At 60.1% G+C, this 15,855-nt stretch carries 9 protein-coding genes and 1 pseudogene; 6 read left to right on the top strand and 4 right to left on the bottom strand.

Annotated elements, in window-relative coordinates; all coding sequences use genetic code 11:
* The first annotated feature begins 212 nt into the window (after positions 1–212).
* The 5 genes from POF45_RS21355 to nagE are packed head-to-tail and all read left to right on the top strand — an operon-like array spanning position 213 to position 7,378.
* Positions 213–944 carry a GntR family transcriptional regulator gene (locus POF45_RS21355; protein ID WP_259499683.1) on the top strand — a complete coding sequence of 244 codons (732 nt, stop codon included), beginning with the start codon at positions 213–215 and terminating at the stop codon, positions 942–944.
* Between the two features lie 31 nt (positions 945–975).
* The gene (nagA, locus tag POF45_RS21350; protein ID WP_259499681.1) at positions 976–2,082 is read left to right on the top strand and encodes an N-acetylglucosamine-6-phosphate deacetylase; all 1,107 of its coding nucleotides are present in this window, start codon (positions 976–978) and stop codon (positions 2,080–2,082) included.
* Positions 2,063–3,085 carry an SIS domain-containing protein gene (locus POF45_RS21345; protein ID WP_282316663.1) on the top strand — a complete coding sequence of 341 codons (1,023 nt, stop codon included), beginning with the start codon at positions 2,063–2,065 and terminating at the stop codon, positions 3,083–3,085. Before nagA ends, POF45_RS21345 begins: the two co-directional genes overlap by 20 nt.
* Positions 3,086–3,121: 36 nt before the next feature.
* Positions 3,122–5,638 (top strand): phosphoenolpyruvate--protein phosphotransferase, encoded by a 2,517-nt coding sequence (gene ptsP, locus POF45_RS21340; protein ID WP_282316662.1) that lies wholly within the window; start codon positions 3,122–3,124, stop codon positions 5,636–5,638.
* A 27-nt stretch (positions 5,639–5,665) separates the two neighbouring features.
* The gene (gene nagE / locus POF45_RS21335) at positions 5,666–7,378 is read left to right on the top strand and encodes an N-acetylglucosamine-specific PTS transporter subunit IIBC (RefSeq protein WP_259499675.1); all 1,713 of its coding nucleotides are present in this window, start codon (positions 5,666–5,668) and stop codon (positions 7,376–7,378) included.
* 159 nt (positions 7,379–7,537) lie between these two features.
* Here nagE and POF45_RS21330 read toward each other — a convergent pair whose 3' ends face one another.
* From POF45_RS21330 to POF45_RS21315, 4 genes and pseudogenes are all read right to left on the bottom strand, one after another.
* Entirely contained in the window at positions 7,538–7,786 is a 249-nt protein-coding gene (locus tag POF45_RS21330) for a bacteriocin immunity protein (protein ID WP_282316661.1), read from the bottom strand.
* Positions 7,786–8,193 carry a hypothetical protein gene (locus POF45_RS21325; protein ID WP_282316660.1) on the bottom strand — a complete coding sequence of 136 codons (408 nt, stop codon included), beginning with the start codon at positions 8,191–8,193 and terminating at the stop codon, positions 7,786–7,788. The genes POF45_RS21330 and POF45_RS21325 overlap by 1 nt, the downstream gene beginning before the upstream one ends.
* A gap of 57 nt (positions 8,194–8,250) precedes the next feature.
* A pseudogene (locus tag POF45_RS29930) lies at positions 8,251–8,645 on the bottom strand (S-type pyocin domain-containing protein); the annotation flags it as partial.
* A gap of 909 nt (positions 8,646–9,554) precedes the next feature.
* A complete protein-coding gene (locus tag POF45_RS21315) occupies positions 9,555–9,695 on the bottom strand; it encodes a hypothetical protein (RefSeq protein WP_282316658.1) in 141 nt (46 codons plus the stop codon).
* A 316-nt stretch (positions 9,696–10,011) separates the two neighbouring features.
* Here POF45_RS21315 and POF45_RS21310 point away from each other — a divergent pair, with 316 nt between their 5' ends.
* Entirely contained in the window at positions 10,012–15,762 is a 5,751-nt protein-coding gene (locus POF45_RS21310; protein WP_282316657.1) for a membrane-targeted effector domain-containing toxin, read from the top strand.
* The last annotated feature ends 93 nt before the right edge of the window (positions 15,763–15,855 follow it).

Here is a 15,855-nt window from a genome sequence, read left to right as displayed (position 1 = left end):
CACTGCAGGGGCCGCCGCAGACTGCGATTTTTGCGATTGATAGCCCCACCTCTAATACCACTTCAAACCAACCCCTATTGAGCCTACCCAAAAGGCCCGGTTTTCCTGCGTCCCGCGCAAAGTGGTCTCATTGACATGGTATTCAAGTGGTATTAATTTCAGCCTCACAACCGTGCGACAACAATCCTATAACCGCATCGGACCAAACCTACATGAATGACATCCAGGCCCTACGCCCTGACGACACCCAGCCGACGCCGCTGTATTTGCAGCTGGCGCGTAATCTGGAAGCCGCCATCCACGCCGGCCAGTGGAAAGCCGAACAGGCCATGCCGTCGGAACGCAATCTCAGCGAACGCCTGGGTATTTCCCGCGTCACCGCCCGCAAAGCGCTGGAAGTGCTGTTCGACCAGGGGCTGATCCGTCGCAACCAAGGCTCCGGCACCTTCATCACCCCGCGTCTGGAACAACCCCTGTCACGCCTTTCGGGTTTCAGCGAGATGCTGCGCCTGAAGGGGTTTGTGCCCGGTTCGCAATGGCTGGAGCGGGAAATCACCCCGCCGACCCACGAAGAACTGATCCGCCTCGGCCTCTCGCCCAACGACAAGGTGGCGCGACTCAAGCGCCTGCGTAAGGCGGACGACACGGTGATGGCCATCGAGATGAGCACCCTGCCCGCCTCGATCATCCCCAAGCCACAAGCGGTGGGCGACTCCCTGTACGAATTCCTCGATGGCATCGGCAAGCCGATCGTCCGCGCCCTGCAGCACATTCAGGCAATCAATGCCTCGGACGAGTTCGCCGCCCTGGTCGGCATCGCCCCCGGCACCGCGATGCTGCTGATGACCCGGGTCGGCTACCTGGAAGACAACACGCCCATCGAAGTGACCGACACTTATTGCCGCAACGACTACTACGACTTTGTCGCAGAGCTTCGCCGCTAGAAAGCTGCGCCGCTAAAAGAGAGAACTGCCCATGTCCGAAGACAACATCCTCACTGCCCACGGCTGGGTCCGCGGCCGGTTGATTCACCAACACGGCAAGGTCGTGTCCATCGAAGGCGAGCCCTGCGACCCGGCCGACAACGACCTGCCCTATCTGCTGCCGGGCTTCATCGACCTGCACGTTCACGGCGGTGGCGGCAAAGACATCATGGAAGGCGCGCCCGCCTTCGAAACCATCACCAGAACCCATGTGCGCTTTGGCACCACCTCGCTGCTGGCCACCACCATGACCGCGCCGAGCGAAGAGATTTCCAGCGTGCTCAAAGCCGTCGGCGAGTTCTGCGAGCAGCGGCCAAAAGGCAGCGCCCGAGTGCTTGGCGTGCACCTGGAAGGCCCCTACATCAACCCCGGAAAACTCGGCGCACAGCCGAATTTCGCCCACACCGCCATGATGGCCGAAGTCGAAGCGTACCTGGCCCTGGCGCCGATCCGCGTGATCACCATCGCCCCGGAAATCGCCGGCCACGACGGTTTGATCCGCGCCCTCAGCGCTCGCGGCGTACGCATGCAAATAGGCCACACCCTCGGCAGCTACGAGGAAGGCGTCGCCGCGCTGGAAGCCGGCGCCACCAGTTTCACCCACCTCTATAACGCCATGAGCCCACTGCATCACCGCGAGCCAGGGATCGTCGGCGCGGCGCTGGCCCACGCCAAATACGCAGAATTGATTCCCGACTTGCTGCACGTTCACCCCGGCGCCATGCGCGTGGCCCTGCGTTCGATCCCGTGCCTGTATTGCGTCACCGATTCGACCGCCGCCGCTGGCATGCCCGACGGTGAATACAAGCTCGGCAGCCACACCGTGACCAAATGTCTGGGCGGTGTACGCCTGGCCGACGGCACCCTGGCGGGCAGCACCCTGACCATGGATCAGGCGTTGCGCAATCTGGTGAAGATCGGTTTGCCGATTGCCGAAGCCTCGCAACGTCTTTCGCAATTTCCCGCCGACTACCTCGGCATCACCGAACGCGGGCGCCTGGCACCGGGTGCCTGGGCCGACTGCGTGCGGCTGGACCGCTCACTCACACTGACCGCCGTCATGGTCGAAGGAGAAGACATTGACTTCAAAAATGCTTGAAGAGGCGCTGTCCTCGTTCGAGGCCGTAGAAGCGCAACTGCAGCAACTCGACCCGCAGATGATCGAGATCGCCGGGCGCCTGCGCCGTCAGCCGCCGCAAGTGGCAATGACCATCGCTCGCGGCAGTTCCGACCATGCCGCCAGCTATTTCGCCTACCTGACCATGCAGCAACTGGGCATCCCGGTGGCGTCGCTGCCAATGTCGGTGGTGACCATGCAGCAGGCACCGTTGAAGGTCAGCGGCCAGGTGGCGTTCGCTTTCTCGCAATCTGGGCAGAGTCCGGACCTGGTGAACAGCCTGCGTCTGTTGCGCAAGCGCGGCGCCCTGAGCATTTCCATGGTCAACGCCGAAAACTCGCCATTGGAAGCCGCGTGTGAGTTCAGCCTGCCACTGTTGGCCGGCACTGAAAGTAGCGTCGCCGCGACCAAGAGTTTTATCGCCACCCTCAGCGCCAGCGCCCGGCTGATCGCCCACTGGAAAGACGACGTGGAACTGCTCGAAGCCGGCAATGCCCTGCCAGAAGGTCTGCGAGACGCGGCGCAACAGGACTGGAGCCTGGCCATCGACGCCCTGCGCGATTGCCAGCGCCTGATGGTGATCGGCCGTGGCGCCGGGTTTGCCATCGCTCAGGAAGCGGCACTGAAATTCAAGGAAACCTCGGCAATCCAGGCCGAAGCCTTCAGCAGCGCCGAAGTCCGTCACGGCCCGATGGCATTGATCGGCGAGCAATACCCGCTGTTGGTGTTCGCCCCGCGCGGCGCCGAGCAGGCCGGCTTGTTGAGCCTCGCCGCCGACATGCGCCAGCGCGGTGCCCGCGTATTGCTGGCCGCCCCGGACGATGTCAGCGAACGCGACCTGACCCTGACCCGCGCCGAACACCCGGCCCTTGACCCGATCCTGGCGATCCAGAGTTTCTACGTGATGGCCGCCGGTCTGGCCGTCGCCCGCGGCATGGACCCGGACCAGCCACGACACCTGAGCAAAGTGACCCGCACCCACTGAGTCGAAACCGACCGTTTTCCTGATGAGTACCGAGCCATGCACAACAACAATAAAGAGCTGACTTTAAGCGCCCCGCTCAGCGGCCCGGTGCTCACGCTCGCCAAAGTCCCGGACCCGGTGTTCGCCAGCGGTGCCATGGGCGACGGGATCGCCATCGACCCGTTGAACGACACCTTGCATGCACCTTGCGCCGGCGTGGTCATCCATGTCGCCCGCACCGGGCACGCGATCACCTTGCGTGCCGACAACGGCGCCGAATTGCTGCTGCACCTGGGCCTCGACACCGTCGAGCTGCAGGGCGAAGGTTTCAGGGTGCTGGTCAAGGAAGGCGCCCGGGTCAGTAATGGCCAGCCCTTGCTGCGCTATGACCTGGACAAGGTCGCGCAGCAATGCAAAAGCCTGGTGAGCTTGATCATTCTGACCAACAGCCAGGCGTTTCAGGCGCGGCCCATTACCCTGAAATCGGTGCGGGTCGGCGAGCCACTCCTGCACATCGTGGCGCGCCTGAACAACGGCGCCCAGGTCGAGACTGAAGCGACCGGTATCGAGGTTCGCGCCGAGGTGCGCATCGCTCATCGAGGCGGCTTGCATGCGCGTCCGGCGGCGCTGATCCGGCAGACGGCACAGGGTTTCAAGAGCAAGTCGCAGCTGCATTTCGCCGGTAAATCGGCCTCCTGCAACAGCCTGATCGGTTTGATGAGCCTGGCGATCGGCGAGCAGGACCAGATTCAGGTCAGCGCCCAGGGACCGGACGCCGAAGCCGCACTGCAAGCGCTGTTGGCCGCGTTATCCACAGCGCTGGCCGAAGACAGCCACGCCGCCGCACCTGTACCCGTCACCCAACGTCAACGCCCAGCCGAAGCGGGCGTGTTACACGGTGTCTGCGCTGCACCCGGCCTGGTGGCGGGCCCATTGTTTCGCCTGAACGCGATCAACTTGCCGGCGGATGCCGGCAATCACGATGCCGAACAACAGTTGCAAGTCCTCGACAAGGCACTGACGCAGGTGCGCAGCGAAATCGACGGCACACTGATTCAAGCCAAAAGACACAAACACACTGACGAAGAAGCGATCTTCGCCGCCCACCTCGCCCTGCTCGAAGACCCGGCCTTGCTCGATGCCGCCGCGCTTTCAATTGATCAGGGCATGGCCGCGACACATGCCTGGAGCCATTCCATCGACGTGCAGTGCGAGGTGCTGCAGCAACTCGGCAGCACGCTACTGGCCGAGCGCGCCAACGATTTGCGCGACCTCAAGCAACGCGTACTGCGCGCCCTGCTCGGCGAAACCTGGCACTACGATGTGCCGGCCGGTGCCATCGTCGCCGCCGATGAACTGACCCCCTCCGACCTGCTGCAACTGAGCCAGCAAGGTGTTGCCGGGTTGTGCATGGCTGAAGGTGGCGCGACGTCCCATGTGGCCATTCTGGCGCGGGGCAAAGGCTTGCCGTGCATGGTGGCGCTGGGATCGGCGCTGCTGGATCAGCCGCAAGGCCAGGTGGTGGTGCTGGATGCCGACGGTGGTCGCCTTGAACTGACGCCGTCTGCCGAACGCCTGGCCGAGGTTCGGCAGGCGCAACTCGATCATCAGCAACGCCGCGCTCGGCAACAGGCTCAAGCCCATACCCCGGCCTTGACCGTTGATGGCGTGCACATCGAAATCGCCGCCAACGTGGCCTCCAGCCTTGAGGCCGCCGATGCGCTGGCCAATGGCGCCGATGGCGTCGGCCTGTTGCGCACCGAGTTTCTGTTTGTCGACCGCAGCACCGCGCCCGACGAACAGGAACAACGCCTGGCCTATCAAGCCGTGCTCGATGCCATGGGCGACAAGTCGGTGATCATCCGCACCATCGACGTGGGTGGCGACAAGCAACTCGACTATTTGCCGCTGCCGGTGGAAGCCAATCCGGTACTCGGCTTGCGGGGTATTCGGCTGGCGCAGGCTCGTCCCGACATCCTCGATCAGCAGTTGCGCGCCTTGCTGCATGTCAGCCCGCTGTCCCGTTGCCGCATCCTGTTGCCGATGGTCACTGAAGTGGACGAGCTGCTGCACATCCGCCAGCGTCTTGATGAATTGTGCAGTGAACTGGGCCTGAACCAGCGACCGGAACTGGGGGTGATGATCGAAGTGCCCGCCGCCGCGTTGCTGGCCGAACAGCTGGCAGAGCACGCGGACTTCCTGTCCATCGGCACCAACGACTTGTCCCAGTACACCCTGGCCATGGACCGCGACCACGCGGGCCTGGCCTCCCGTGTCGACGCATTGCACCCGGCATTGCTGCGGCTGATCGCCCAGACCTGTGCCGGTGCGGCGGTGCACAAACGCTGGGTCGGGGTGTGCGGTGCACTGGCCTCCGATCCGCTGGCCACGCCGGTTCTGATCGGTCTTGGGGTCAGCGAGTTGTCCGTCAGCCCGGTGCAGATCGGTGAAATCAAGGACCGCGTCCGTCATCTGGACGCCAGGCAATGCCGAAGCGTCAGTCGCGACCTGCTCAGGTTGAGCAGCGCCAGCGCGGTACGTCACGCCTGCCAACAACATTGGCCTCTGCGCTAAAACAACAAGAAGTCAGGGAGAAACGCCATGTACCAATATTTCATCGAAGGCCTGCAACGCCTCGGCCGCGCGCTGATGCTGCCAATCGCGATCCTGCCGATTGCCGGCCTGCTGCTGCGTCTGGGCGACACCGACCTGCTGAACATCGCGATCATCCACGACGCCGGCCAGGTGATTTTCGCCAACCTGGCGATGATCTTCGCGATCGGCATCGCGGTCGGTTTCGCCAAGGACAATAACGGCACCGCCGGGCTGGCCGGGGTGATCGGCTATCTGGTGATGATCTCCACCCTCAAGGTGCTGGATGCCAGCATCAACATGGGCATGCTCGCCGGGATCGTCAGCGGCTTGATGGCCGGCGCGCTGTACAACCGCTTCAAGGACATCAAGCTGCCGGAGTACCTGGCGTTCTTTGGTGGCCGACGTTTCGTGCCGATCGTCACCGGGTTCAGCGCTGTTGGCCTGGGGCTGGTGTTTGGCCTGATCTGGCCGCCGATCCAGCAAGGCATCAACAGTTTCGGTGCGTTGATGATGGAAAGCGGCAGCTTCGGCGCGTTCGTCTTCGGCGTGTTCAACCGCCTGCTGATCGTCACCGGGCTGCACCACATCCTCAACAACATGGCGTGGTTCGTCTTCGGCAACTTCACCGACCCGACCACCGGCGCCGTCGTCACTGGCGACCTGTCGCGCTATTTTGCCGGCGACCCGAAAGGCGGCCAGTTCATGACCGGCATGTTCCCGATGATGATCTTCGGCCTGCCAGCCGCCTGTTTGGCGATGTACCGCAACGCCCTGCCGGAACGGCGCAAAGTGATGGGCGGGATTTTCCTGTCGATGGCGCTGACCTCGTTCTTGACGGGTGTGACCGAGCCGATCGAGTTCGCCTTCATGTTCCTCGCGCCGATGCTGTATCTGCTGCACGCCTTGTTGACCGGCCTGTCCATGGCCATTACCAACATGCTGAACATCCACCTCGGCTTTACCTTCTCCGGCGGCTTCATCGACATGGTGCTCGGCTGGGGCAAATCCACCAACGGCTGGCTGGTGGTGCCGGTGGGGCTGGCGTATGCGGCGATCTACTACTTCGTGTTTGATTTTTGCATTCGCACGTTCAACCTCAAGACGCCAGGGCGTGAGGACATCGCGACCGGCGACAAAGTGGTGTTCGCTGAAAACGAGCGCGCCGGCGCCTACATCAAGGCACTCGGCGGCGCAGCAAATCTGATCACGGTCGGCGCCTGCACCACGCGCTTAAGACTGGACATGGTGGACCGCAACAAGGCCAACGATGCCGAATTGAAGACACTGGGCGCAATGGCGGTGGTGCGTCCGGGCAAGGGCGGCAGTTTGCAGGTGGTGGTCGGGCCGATGGCTGACAGCATTGCCGACGAGATTCGCCTGGCGATGCCCGCGCTGGGCCGCACGGCGGTGGTCATTGCGGATGCGGTGGTGATCGACACGCCGAAAACCGTAGCGGCGCCGGAAGCGCAGCAATGGCTGAGCGCATTGGGCGGCAGCGACAATGTGCTGCAAATGGACTGCATTGCCATGACCCGGATTCGACTGCAACTGGCCGATGGCAAAGGCTTGTCGGAAAGTGATCTGAAGGCGCTGGGTTGCCAGGGCGTCAGCCAGCTGGACGGCGGTGTGTGGCACCTGCTGATCGGCGACAAGGCCGCGAACCTGACCGGGGCGCTGGCGGCGTTGGTGAGTCGTGGCGAGGTGAGTGCCAAGGTTTAGATCATCAGCGTCTGAGCCTGCTCGCGAAGAGGCCGGCAATGACAACGCAATAACTGAAGCCCGCTGACCATTACCGGTTCAACGGGCTTTTGTCTTTTCAGTTACTCCTGCGGGCCTCACATCTACCCGAATCAACAAACAAATCGCTACTGATTAATATTATTGCTTGAAGCCGGGTTTGCCATTGGCGGCACGCCAACTTTTCACCTCCGCGACTACTGCTTCCGGACCGTCCTTTCCCGGATCCGGAAAATACAACAAGTCAGATCCAGAAGGATGTTCAGACAGCCGCCTAAACTCCAGAACCGCATCAATCTGTTGCTCTTCAGTAACGTATTCAGATTGATATATTTTTCGTACAAATCCCAAGAACTCTTCTTCAGACATTTCACTGATCAACTGACTCATCAATGACTCCTATGAACTTCTATATGATTTTTTGGAGTTAGCAAACGGAGGTTATCCATATCATATAATTCCCCACCGTTTTCCAGCGCAGTGTTGTGATGCAGTTCAACTTTTAACCGCTTTCCTGAGGTATCAGCCATTTTTACAAACGGAGCCCGCTTTTTCCCCATTTCATTCAAACTCGCCTGATTGAAAGACTTGGCCAAGTCCATATCTTGAGAAACCGCTCTCCAAAACGCCCTTCTGAACGCCCTGAAACTGCTGTATCGCTTGCCCCTCATCTGAGCGGCAATCTGCGCTGGAACAGGTGCGCCATTACCTTGCGAAGCAGCGTCCAGCCACCTGTCGGCAACCGGTTCTCCATACCCGCTGACGACGCCGGCTCCCTCGCGAGGATCGCGGAACATCACGTACTGCGAGGGCAGGCCGGATTGCGCCGGGAAAACAATAATGTAATCGTCGAAGCCGGTTTCGCCTACCTCCGGATGGCTGTCGATTCGTCCTTCGTTCGGATGAGGAAGCCACCCGTATACGGAGCAGGATTCGGCTCCTCGACCAGCAGTTCAGTCGAACTATTATCCGCCGTCGCCAGCGGCGTCCATATCAACGTCCTGGGAGGAACATCCGGAATGATGGCGTCGTAAGTTTTCGTCTGTGCGTTGTAGGCCGCAGCCACCACCGGCACGCCCGAAGGCAGATGGTTGCCACCGACCGGAACCACCAGCAACTCCGACTGATCCTGCTCCGTGGCTCTGGAAGTGAAACGTACCGGTACGTCTAGCAGACCGCCGTTCCTTGCCAGTTGGTCAAGGTCGGGCAAGGGACCGTTCGTGAGGTCCGCCAACGGATAACTGAACATGTACCGTTCAGGCAACTCGCCATTGGCCAGCTCGGGTGAATAGATCAACGCGCCAACGCCAACCATGAACCCCGTTGCCGTTCCTGCGACAAGGCCGGATAACGCAGCAATAGCGGAGCGAATCGCCGCTTGCAGGCCTGCCATCGCCCCTTCGGCAACGGCGACGGCGCCATTTGCAGTCGTAAACACCAGCTGGGCGTGCGCAGTACCGCCTCGCATCAGGTAGGTATTGGCGGCTCTGAAAGCCTGGTCTCGACGCTGTCGTTGCTCTTCAAGCAAACGCTTCACTTGCTCGGCGGCCTCAAGCCGGGCATGTTCTTCGGCCCGTTGTTGTTCGAGCATCTGCGCGGCGATACGAGCCTGCTCTTGCGCCACTCGTCTGGCTTCGTTTTCAGCGGCAACGCGCGCCAACTCTTCGGCCAGTCTTCGGGCTTGCTCCTGTGCAATACGGGTCTGTTCCAGCGCGACCTGCCTGGCGTGCTCCGCCGCCAGTCGAGATTGCGCCTGTGCGATCCGATCGGCCTCCTGTGCCTGCACAATGGCAATCACGCCCCTGACCGTATCGGATTGGCTGTTCAACAGCCCAATACCTTCAACCAGCAACTTCGCGTTGAACAACGCCGTAAAGGCTTGACGCGTATTGACACCCGTCACACGACGATTGATCTGCGGCAAGCGGCCACTGTCAAAAAATCTTTCTACCTGTGTATGGCTAAACCTCTGAAAGGCGATATCCCTCGCCGATAGCAGGGAGCCGAACTTTCTGGCAATCAGCGATTCTCTGAAACGCATTTCGCGCGCCATTGTCTCCAAGGGGGGCAATACACTTGTATCCCCCTCAGCCCTGACTTGCGCAAGTTCAACTTCCACGATATTGGCAATATTGATGGACAATTCCTTATAAACAATCTACATTTCCAATATTTCATTCAGCGGAGCAAAATCCATGTCTGGCCCCGAACCATCGCCAGAACCCAGATAGTGTATATACTCATCCTGCTTATCTGGGCGCACCACCGTCGCCGCAAGCGTAATTCCGTTACCTGACATTAAAAACTCCCTAACCACATTATTTTTGCCTTGAAAGCAGAGCAACCTGGCAACCCCGTTAACGATAACAATTGCCTCTATTGCTCAGCCGATAGGGAAATGTATGGAAACAAGGAGCAACCAGTACGATATATATGTATATGAATTAATTTTTTTTCAAATCAGCGCTAAATGCGTAAGCGCACATTTCATAGAGAGGCCTGCGCCTAAACCATACACGCCTAAAAACATCATCAGGCGATACTTATATACCGCCAAACTCCTTCCCTCTCACTCCATGCTGCCGATTCTTTCCACCCGCATGGAGACTGTGCCGATGAGCACGCCCTCGACCAAACCGTCTTTTGACGAGATAAAAAACTATCTCAATCAGATTGGCCATCATCTGTTCAACACCGATACCGCACTGGTGCCGGAGCAAAAGCCCTCCACCGAACAGCTCTACCTGAAACGCTTGAACGGCCTGTTGAAGAACGACCGCGAGCAGTTCCTGCGCAAGAGCCGAACGCACTATCAGGCACTGCAAAACAACGACCTGCGAAGCCCGGCAGGCAAGAGCCTGCTGGCGACGCTGAGGACCACGCTGAATACGCAACTGCTGGACATGGACCTGCGCGAGCAGATCGACGGCAAGGGCCGCAAAGCCTTCATGACTTATGACGCCGGCTTCACCGCCATCGGCCACGAAGGCAGGCTCGGTGTTCAGGATCGCCTGTTACATCCGCAAGAAGGCACGATGCTCGACAATCTGACGCTGGGCCCGACGCTGCGTCCGGGCCTGTACGCCTTGCAGTTCAGTTATCAGGACAAGACTGTCGAACTGGCCGGCGCCTTTGTTGCCACGGAAAAAAACAACCCGGTTGTCACGGACTTGATGGCCAGCGGCAATATCGGTCAGGTCTTGCTGTTCACGCCGTCGCGTGGCATCGAATCCTTCGATTCCCTGGCCGCGCTGAATACTCATTTGTTGCAAAACATGGACCACGCCACAGGACGCAACGAGTTCATGGCGATGCTGCCCACCTGTTATCACGCCTTGAGTGTCGCGGGGATATGGCCTCTGGAGCTGTCGCCCATCGACGCCGAGCCATTGTTTGAACACACCCATGACGCACTGATCGAAAAACGTACGCAGGATATCGCCCAGGCCTTGAGCCTCACGGACAACCCGCAACAAAATCCCGCCCGCTTGATCGACGCCCTGGACCGCGCCATCGGCGGCGCCCTGCCCGACCTCGGCGCTCGCCTCGAACTGCGTACCCAGGCACTGCTCGAACGGTGTCTGCGCAACAGCGCACCGGATTGGTATCGCAGCGCCAGCGAAACGCAGCGGGCCACGCTGGCCGAACACCTGGGCCACTATAACCAGGCACGCCAGAGCTTGTTGAACCTGTTGGGCCCTGCCACCGCCCCACAAGACCTGGCCCGTTATCAATGGCTGGAACGGCTGAGCGACGAACTGCAGATTGATGACCTGGACCCGCTGCACCTGCAAGTCAGCACGCGTCGCTCTGTCGCCGGCTTCGGTGTCTATGAGCAACAGCGCACCCTGATCGACCTGACGTTGCGTGGTCTGCATACCGGCGACGAATTGCCCGGCTCGGACTTTCTCGTGAACACCACGCTCACCCACAACAACGCTCCCCTGCACGCGTCCTACAAAGACCTGACACCCACATGGCTCGCGCAACAATTGACCACCCTGCAACCGCGGATCGATTTTGCCGAGGTGCAAAAGCAGGCGCACGCCCAGGTTGAAGTCAGGCAAGCCATCGAAGACATGCTCGACCGGCGAATCAACGCATTGGCCTACGCAGCGGTACTGCAGAATCACCTGCGCGAAGACGACTTTCAGTTGATCCAGCGTCTGCGCGCGGGCAGCGATACACAACTGAGTGCCGCCGCCTTGGGTGCCGGCACACAATCACTGCATGGCGCGCAACTCAAGGATCTGTGGGTGCTGCGCCAGACGGATGCCAGCGGAACGATCAAGCGGGTGTTGCTTTGTACCCCCGAAGCCCCACGAGACCAGCAGTTTCAAGCGTTCGACAGCGAGCGCGACTGCCAGCAACACATACTTGGCTGGGCTCAGGGTAACGGCACTCAGGCCACCTCTGGCAGCATGACCGATTACTTGATTACCCGGCTGCCCCTGCGTTTTCGCAACAGCATGAAACAGGTCCTGACCGGCCTGAGCTTCACGCCCGACGCGCGCAATGAAGACAAGCTCATATTCAACGTTGCCGGCAGCCATCGCCAATGCCTGACGTCAATGGCAGAGCATGTGCTGGCAACACGGATTGACGACTACGAATTCAGCACGCCAATCTGGTATCGCTCGACCACCGCCCAGACCCGAAAGAAACTCACGACATTGGCCGAGGAGACCGACGGCCTCCTGCGAACCTACAACGATCACCCTTCTTCCGACACCCGTTTTCCCGGTTTTGAAAGTTACGTGCATGAACAGGCCAGACTGCGCTTGAACGGGTTGCTGGGCCGCCCCCGCAACGATGTTGACCCGGACACCGTATGGGCCTACTCGCCGCCCGACCTCATCGGTATCTGGACCATGCCGCCGGTAACTTATACCCAGCTGTTTCGTGACGGGTACGACCATAGCCTGGGCTTTATCGATGACAACTTCTCACGCATGGCGCGGTTCAAGGGCCCGCCAGGTATCGACATCAGCGCCCTGACTGCAGAAAACGTCACACGCTCTGTCACAGGGGTCTGGATTGGCCAACGTTATATCGACAAACTCAAGGCCGAACTGCTGAGTGCTGACAGTCGGGGCTATCACTTCAGACGCTTTGCAGTACTGACCATCACCCAGCGGCAGATGCAAAGCGCCGCGCTTGAGTGTCACCTCCAGGGGCATATCGCAGGAGCCGATCTGCAATGGCTTGAACGAAGCATCGCCAGCATGGGCGACACCCAGGCAAAAACACGCAACGAGTACGCCATCCATCGTCTGCTGATCGATGGCGACTGGGTCATCGGCACCTGCCTGTTCAGCCACGGCGACAATCCTGTTCTGCTCTATACCCCTCAAGCGCCTGACGGCATCAGCTTTCGCCAAGCGCGGTTGTTCAACTACCTGCTGAAAAAACAACCCGGCATGATCGCCTACCTCACCGAGCGCGTCGGCGTTCAATCCCGAACCAGAGTCCGCACCTTTCTCGAAGAGGCGAAAAGAGGCTTGCCGGAACAATTGAACACAACCACTCCCAGCCCTGCGCGTTACGACTCCACCCACAGGGTGGCTCCGGTGTCAGATCTGCATGTGGCGCTGTACAACATGAAGTTGCAACGCAAGATCGACGACGTTGTCGCCACCACCGTCAACCGCACGCAGATGATCACCGGCATTCTCTGGACCTGTGTGGAATGGGTGGCCGCCATCGCCACGGCGCCTTTCCCTGTCCTGAGCCTGAGCGTCGGCCTGCTGCTGGCCTTCAAGGACGCCATGCTCGCGTTGCACGCCTACAACCAGGGCGACACTTCTGCGGCGCTTGAGCACTTCATCGGTTATCTGCTCAACAGTGCCGGCGCCGTGTTTACCGACCTGCGTCCAGCCTTGCGTGCGCTCACCCCCGTCAGCAGATCGTTGCGCCCGGCCATTGCCGGCGCGGAACAGATCAAGGCCATGGAACTGATCCGCCAACTGGAGCCCATCACGCCCTCCCCGCAAGATATGCAGCCAGTGTTCTTCGGCGGACAAACGCTGTGGGCCCCCAAGACCCCGGATGCCATCGGTCGATACTTGTTGTATCGCCTGGACCCGAACAGCGGCAATCTGATCTCGACGTCGCGCCTGGCCGCCCCGAACGCCGAAGGGCTCTGGGTTCGCAGTGGTGTTACCGGAGGGGCGCCGAAGTACGAGTTGGTGCCTGAAACACCCGGCCCGCATAAAGACTTCGGGATGCCGCCAAAACACTGGAGCAGGCTTGAATCGGTCATGGACCCGGGCTATCGGGCGCACGTGATGAGCTACAGCGAAGACCTGTTCAACAACCCCACCGTCGTCCTGGACACCGGGGCCATGGAACTGCGCAAAGTCCGGACTGTTTACCTGCAACAGAGCCAGCGCCTGAGCAAGGACGCAGAGAAGTTTTTCAACGAGCTTGCGCCGGTGCCCGCCCGTGCTGATGCCCCTCCCGTCGAGACCAACTCTTCATTCGCGCAACTGATCGCCGGTGACGCCTTTGCCGGCAACAAGAACCTGATCATCGGTGCCGTACCGGGCTCGATTGCCAGTAAACAGGCGCTGATCAATAACCTGGACGCCCTGATCGAAAAAGGCTTCAAGCGCCTGTACCTGGAGTACCTGCCAGGTGATGTGTTCAGAGTGAAACTTGAGAAGCTCAACAATGGCCAAACATGGCGACACATAGAGAAGCATTTGAAGGGCATCGACAAGGCCTTCGGCTTCACCGAGAACGCTGAATACTCCTACCTCGGCCTGGTGCGCAAGGCTCAGGAAAAGGGTTTGAAAATCATGGCGCTGGACGCCTCGACGTCTTATCAACTGGACGATGCGCTGCTCATGGGCGAAACCCCGCCGACGACACCACAGGCCAACAGCCTGAGGAACTTCTACTCCCACAAAGTCATCGAGGCCGATACGGCAGACGCACCGGGAGAACGCTGGATTGCCCTGGTCGATCAGTCACGCATGACCACGTTCAATCAGACGCCAGGTATGGCAGACCTGCAAAAAGCCGTCGCGTTACGCATCGAAGACGTCGGTCTGGCACAGCCCCTGGGTCTATCGACGGACATCCCTGGCGCGATACCGGGTGACGCACTGGCCAAGGGCGACTACCGCCTTGCAGTACAAACGTCATACAAGGCGCCCGAGACGGCTGGAGCGGCAGCCGCTGCCCCTGATGTTCTCCATTTCAACGAGTTCGATATTCCACCGTCGCTCACAGACGACATTGTCCGCCTGTCCGATGAGCCAAGGGGAATGGACACCCACTATGGACTGGCCAATCCGGCTTATCAGGAAGCGTTCGATAAGTTTGCCGAGCTGCGTGCAACCCTGAGGGACAGGGCCGAAAGCTTCTTTGCCGACTATGTACCGCCCTCTCGGCCGAGGCTCCCGGTGACAACGTCCAGTACCACGCCGGAGTCATTCCTGAAACAGATTGGCAGTGACAGCCAACTGTCGGGGCTGATAATCGGTGAGGGCCACATACAAAGGTCGAGCAAGGCCCTGCTTAGAAAACAGATGAAACATATCAAGGAGTCAGGGTTCAAGACGCTCTATGTCGAACACCTGCTCACGGACCTGCATCAGGCCGAACTGGATCTATTGCATCGCACCCACCGCCTTCCCCGCCGGCTCAAGTCCTATCTGAAGAGACAGGACAGCGGTCACATGCCCTTCCACACCGGGCCCGATACTTATACCGAAGTGGTCCAGGTCGCCGCCAAATATGGCCTGCGCGTCAGAGCACTCGACTGCACCGCCAGCTATCACCTCAAAGGCTTGCATCGCAAGACAGACAAAACGCGCAACCAGATATTCAGTTACTTTGCCGCCCAGGTCATTCGGGCCGATCAGGCGGCACAGGGCCCGCATAAATGGATCGCCTTCGTCGGCAGTGCACACACCAACAACAACCTCGCAGTGCCGGGGCTGGCGGAAATGCTGGGGGCGGTCAGCCTGCATGTCCGGGATACTGCACCGACACTGTCCAGAAGCATTCACCCAGGTTCCTGGGAAGCGATCAACTCGGGCGACTCGTGGAGGGCACTGCGTAGCGACTTCAAGCTGGAGGTCGGTGTTGCCGGAATGCCAGCACCTAAGCCTTTTCTACCGGTTGAACGGTCAAGGTTGATCCGCTCGGGGTACTTCCTGATCGAGCGCCCCTCCGCCGCCGAAACGCTTCTTGTGCACCGTTCCGGCACTGGAGAGATTGTCGCCACGCCCATTCAGGTGGACGATAACGGGCTGTTTTTTATTGATCGCTGGGGCAAGAAGGAACAGCGTTTCAAGTATCAGGACACGCTGATCCAGATGCTGATCGTCGAGGTGAACCTGACGCCCGTTCCCTGAATAGCAGGCGGAAAATCTGCTCCAGTGTCAGAGACGTCAATAACACACCCAACAAAAAACCCGCTGGCCGTGATGGCCCAGCGGGTTTCTTTT

The sequence above is a fragment of the Pseudomonas fungipugnans genome, assembly GCF_029955235.1.
GTDB classification, from domain to species: Bacteria; Pseudomonadota; Gammaproteobacteria; order Pseudomonadales; family Pseudomonadaceae; genus Aquipseudomonas; species Aquipseudomonas fungipugnans.
This window is presented reverse-complemented; position numbering and strand designations above follow the sequence as displayed.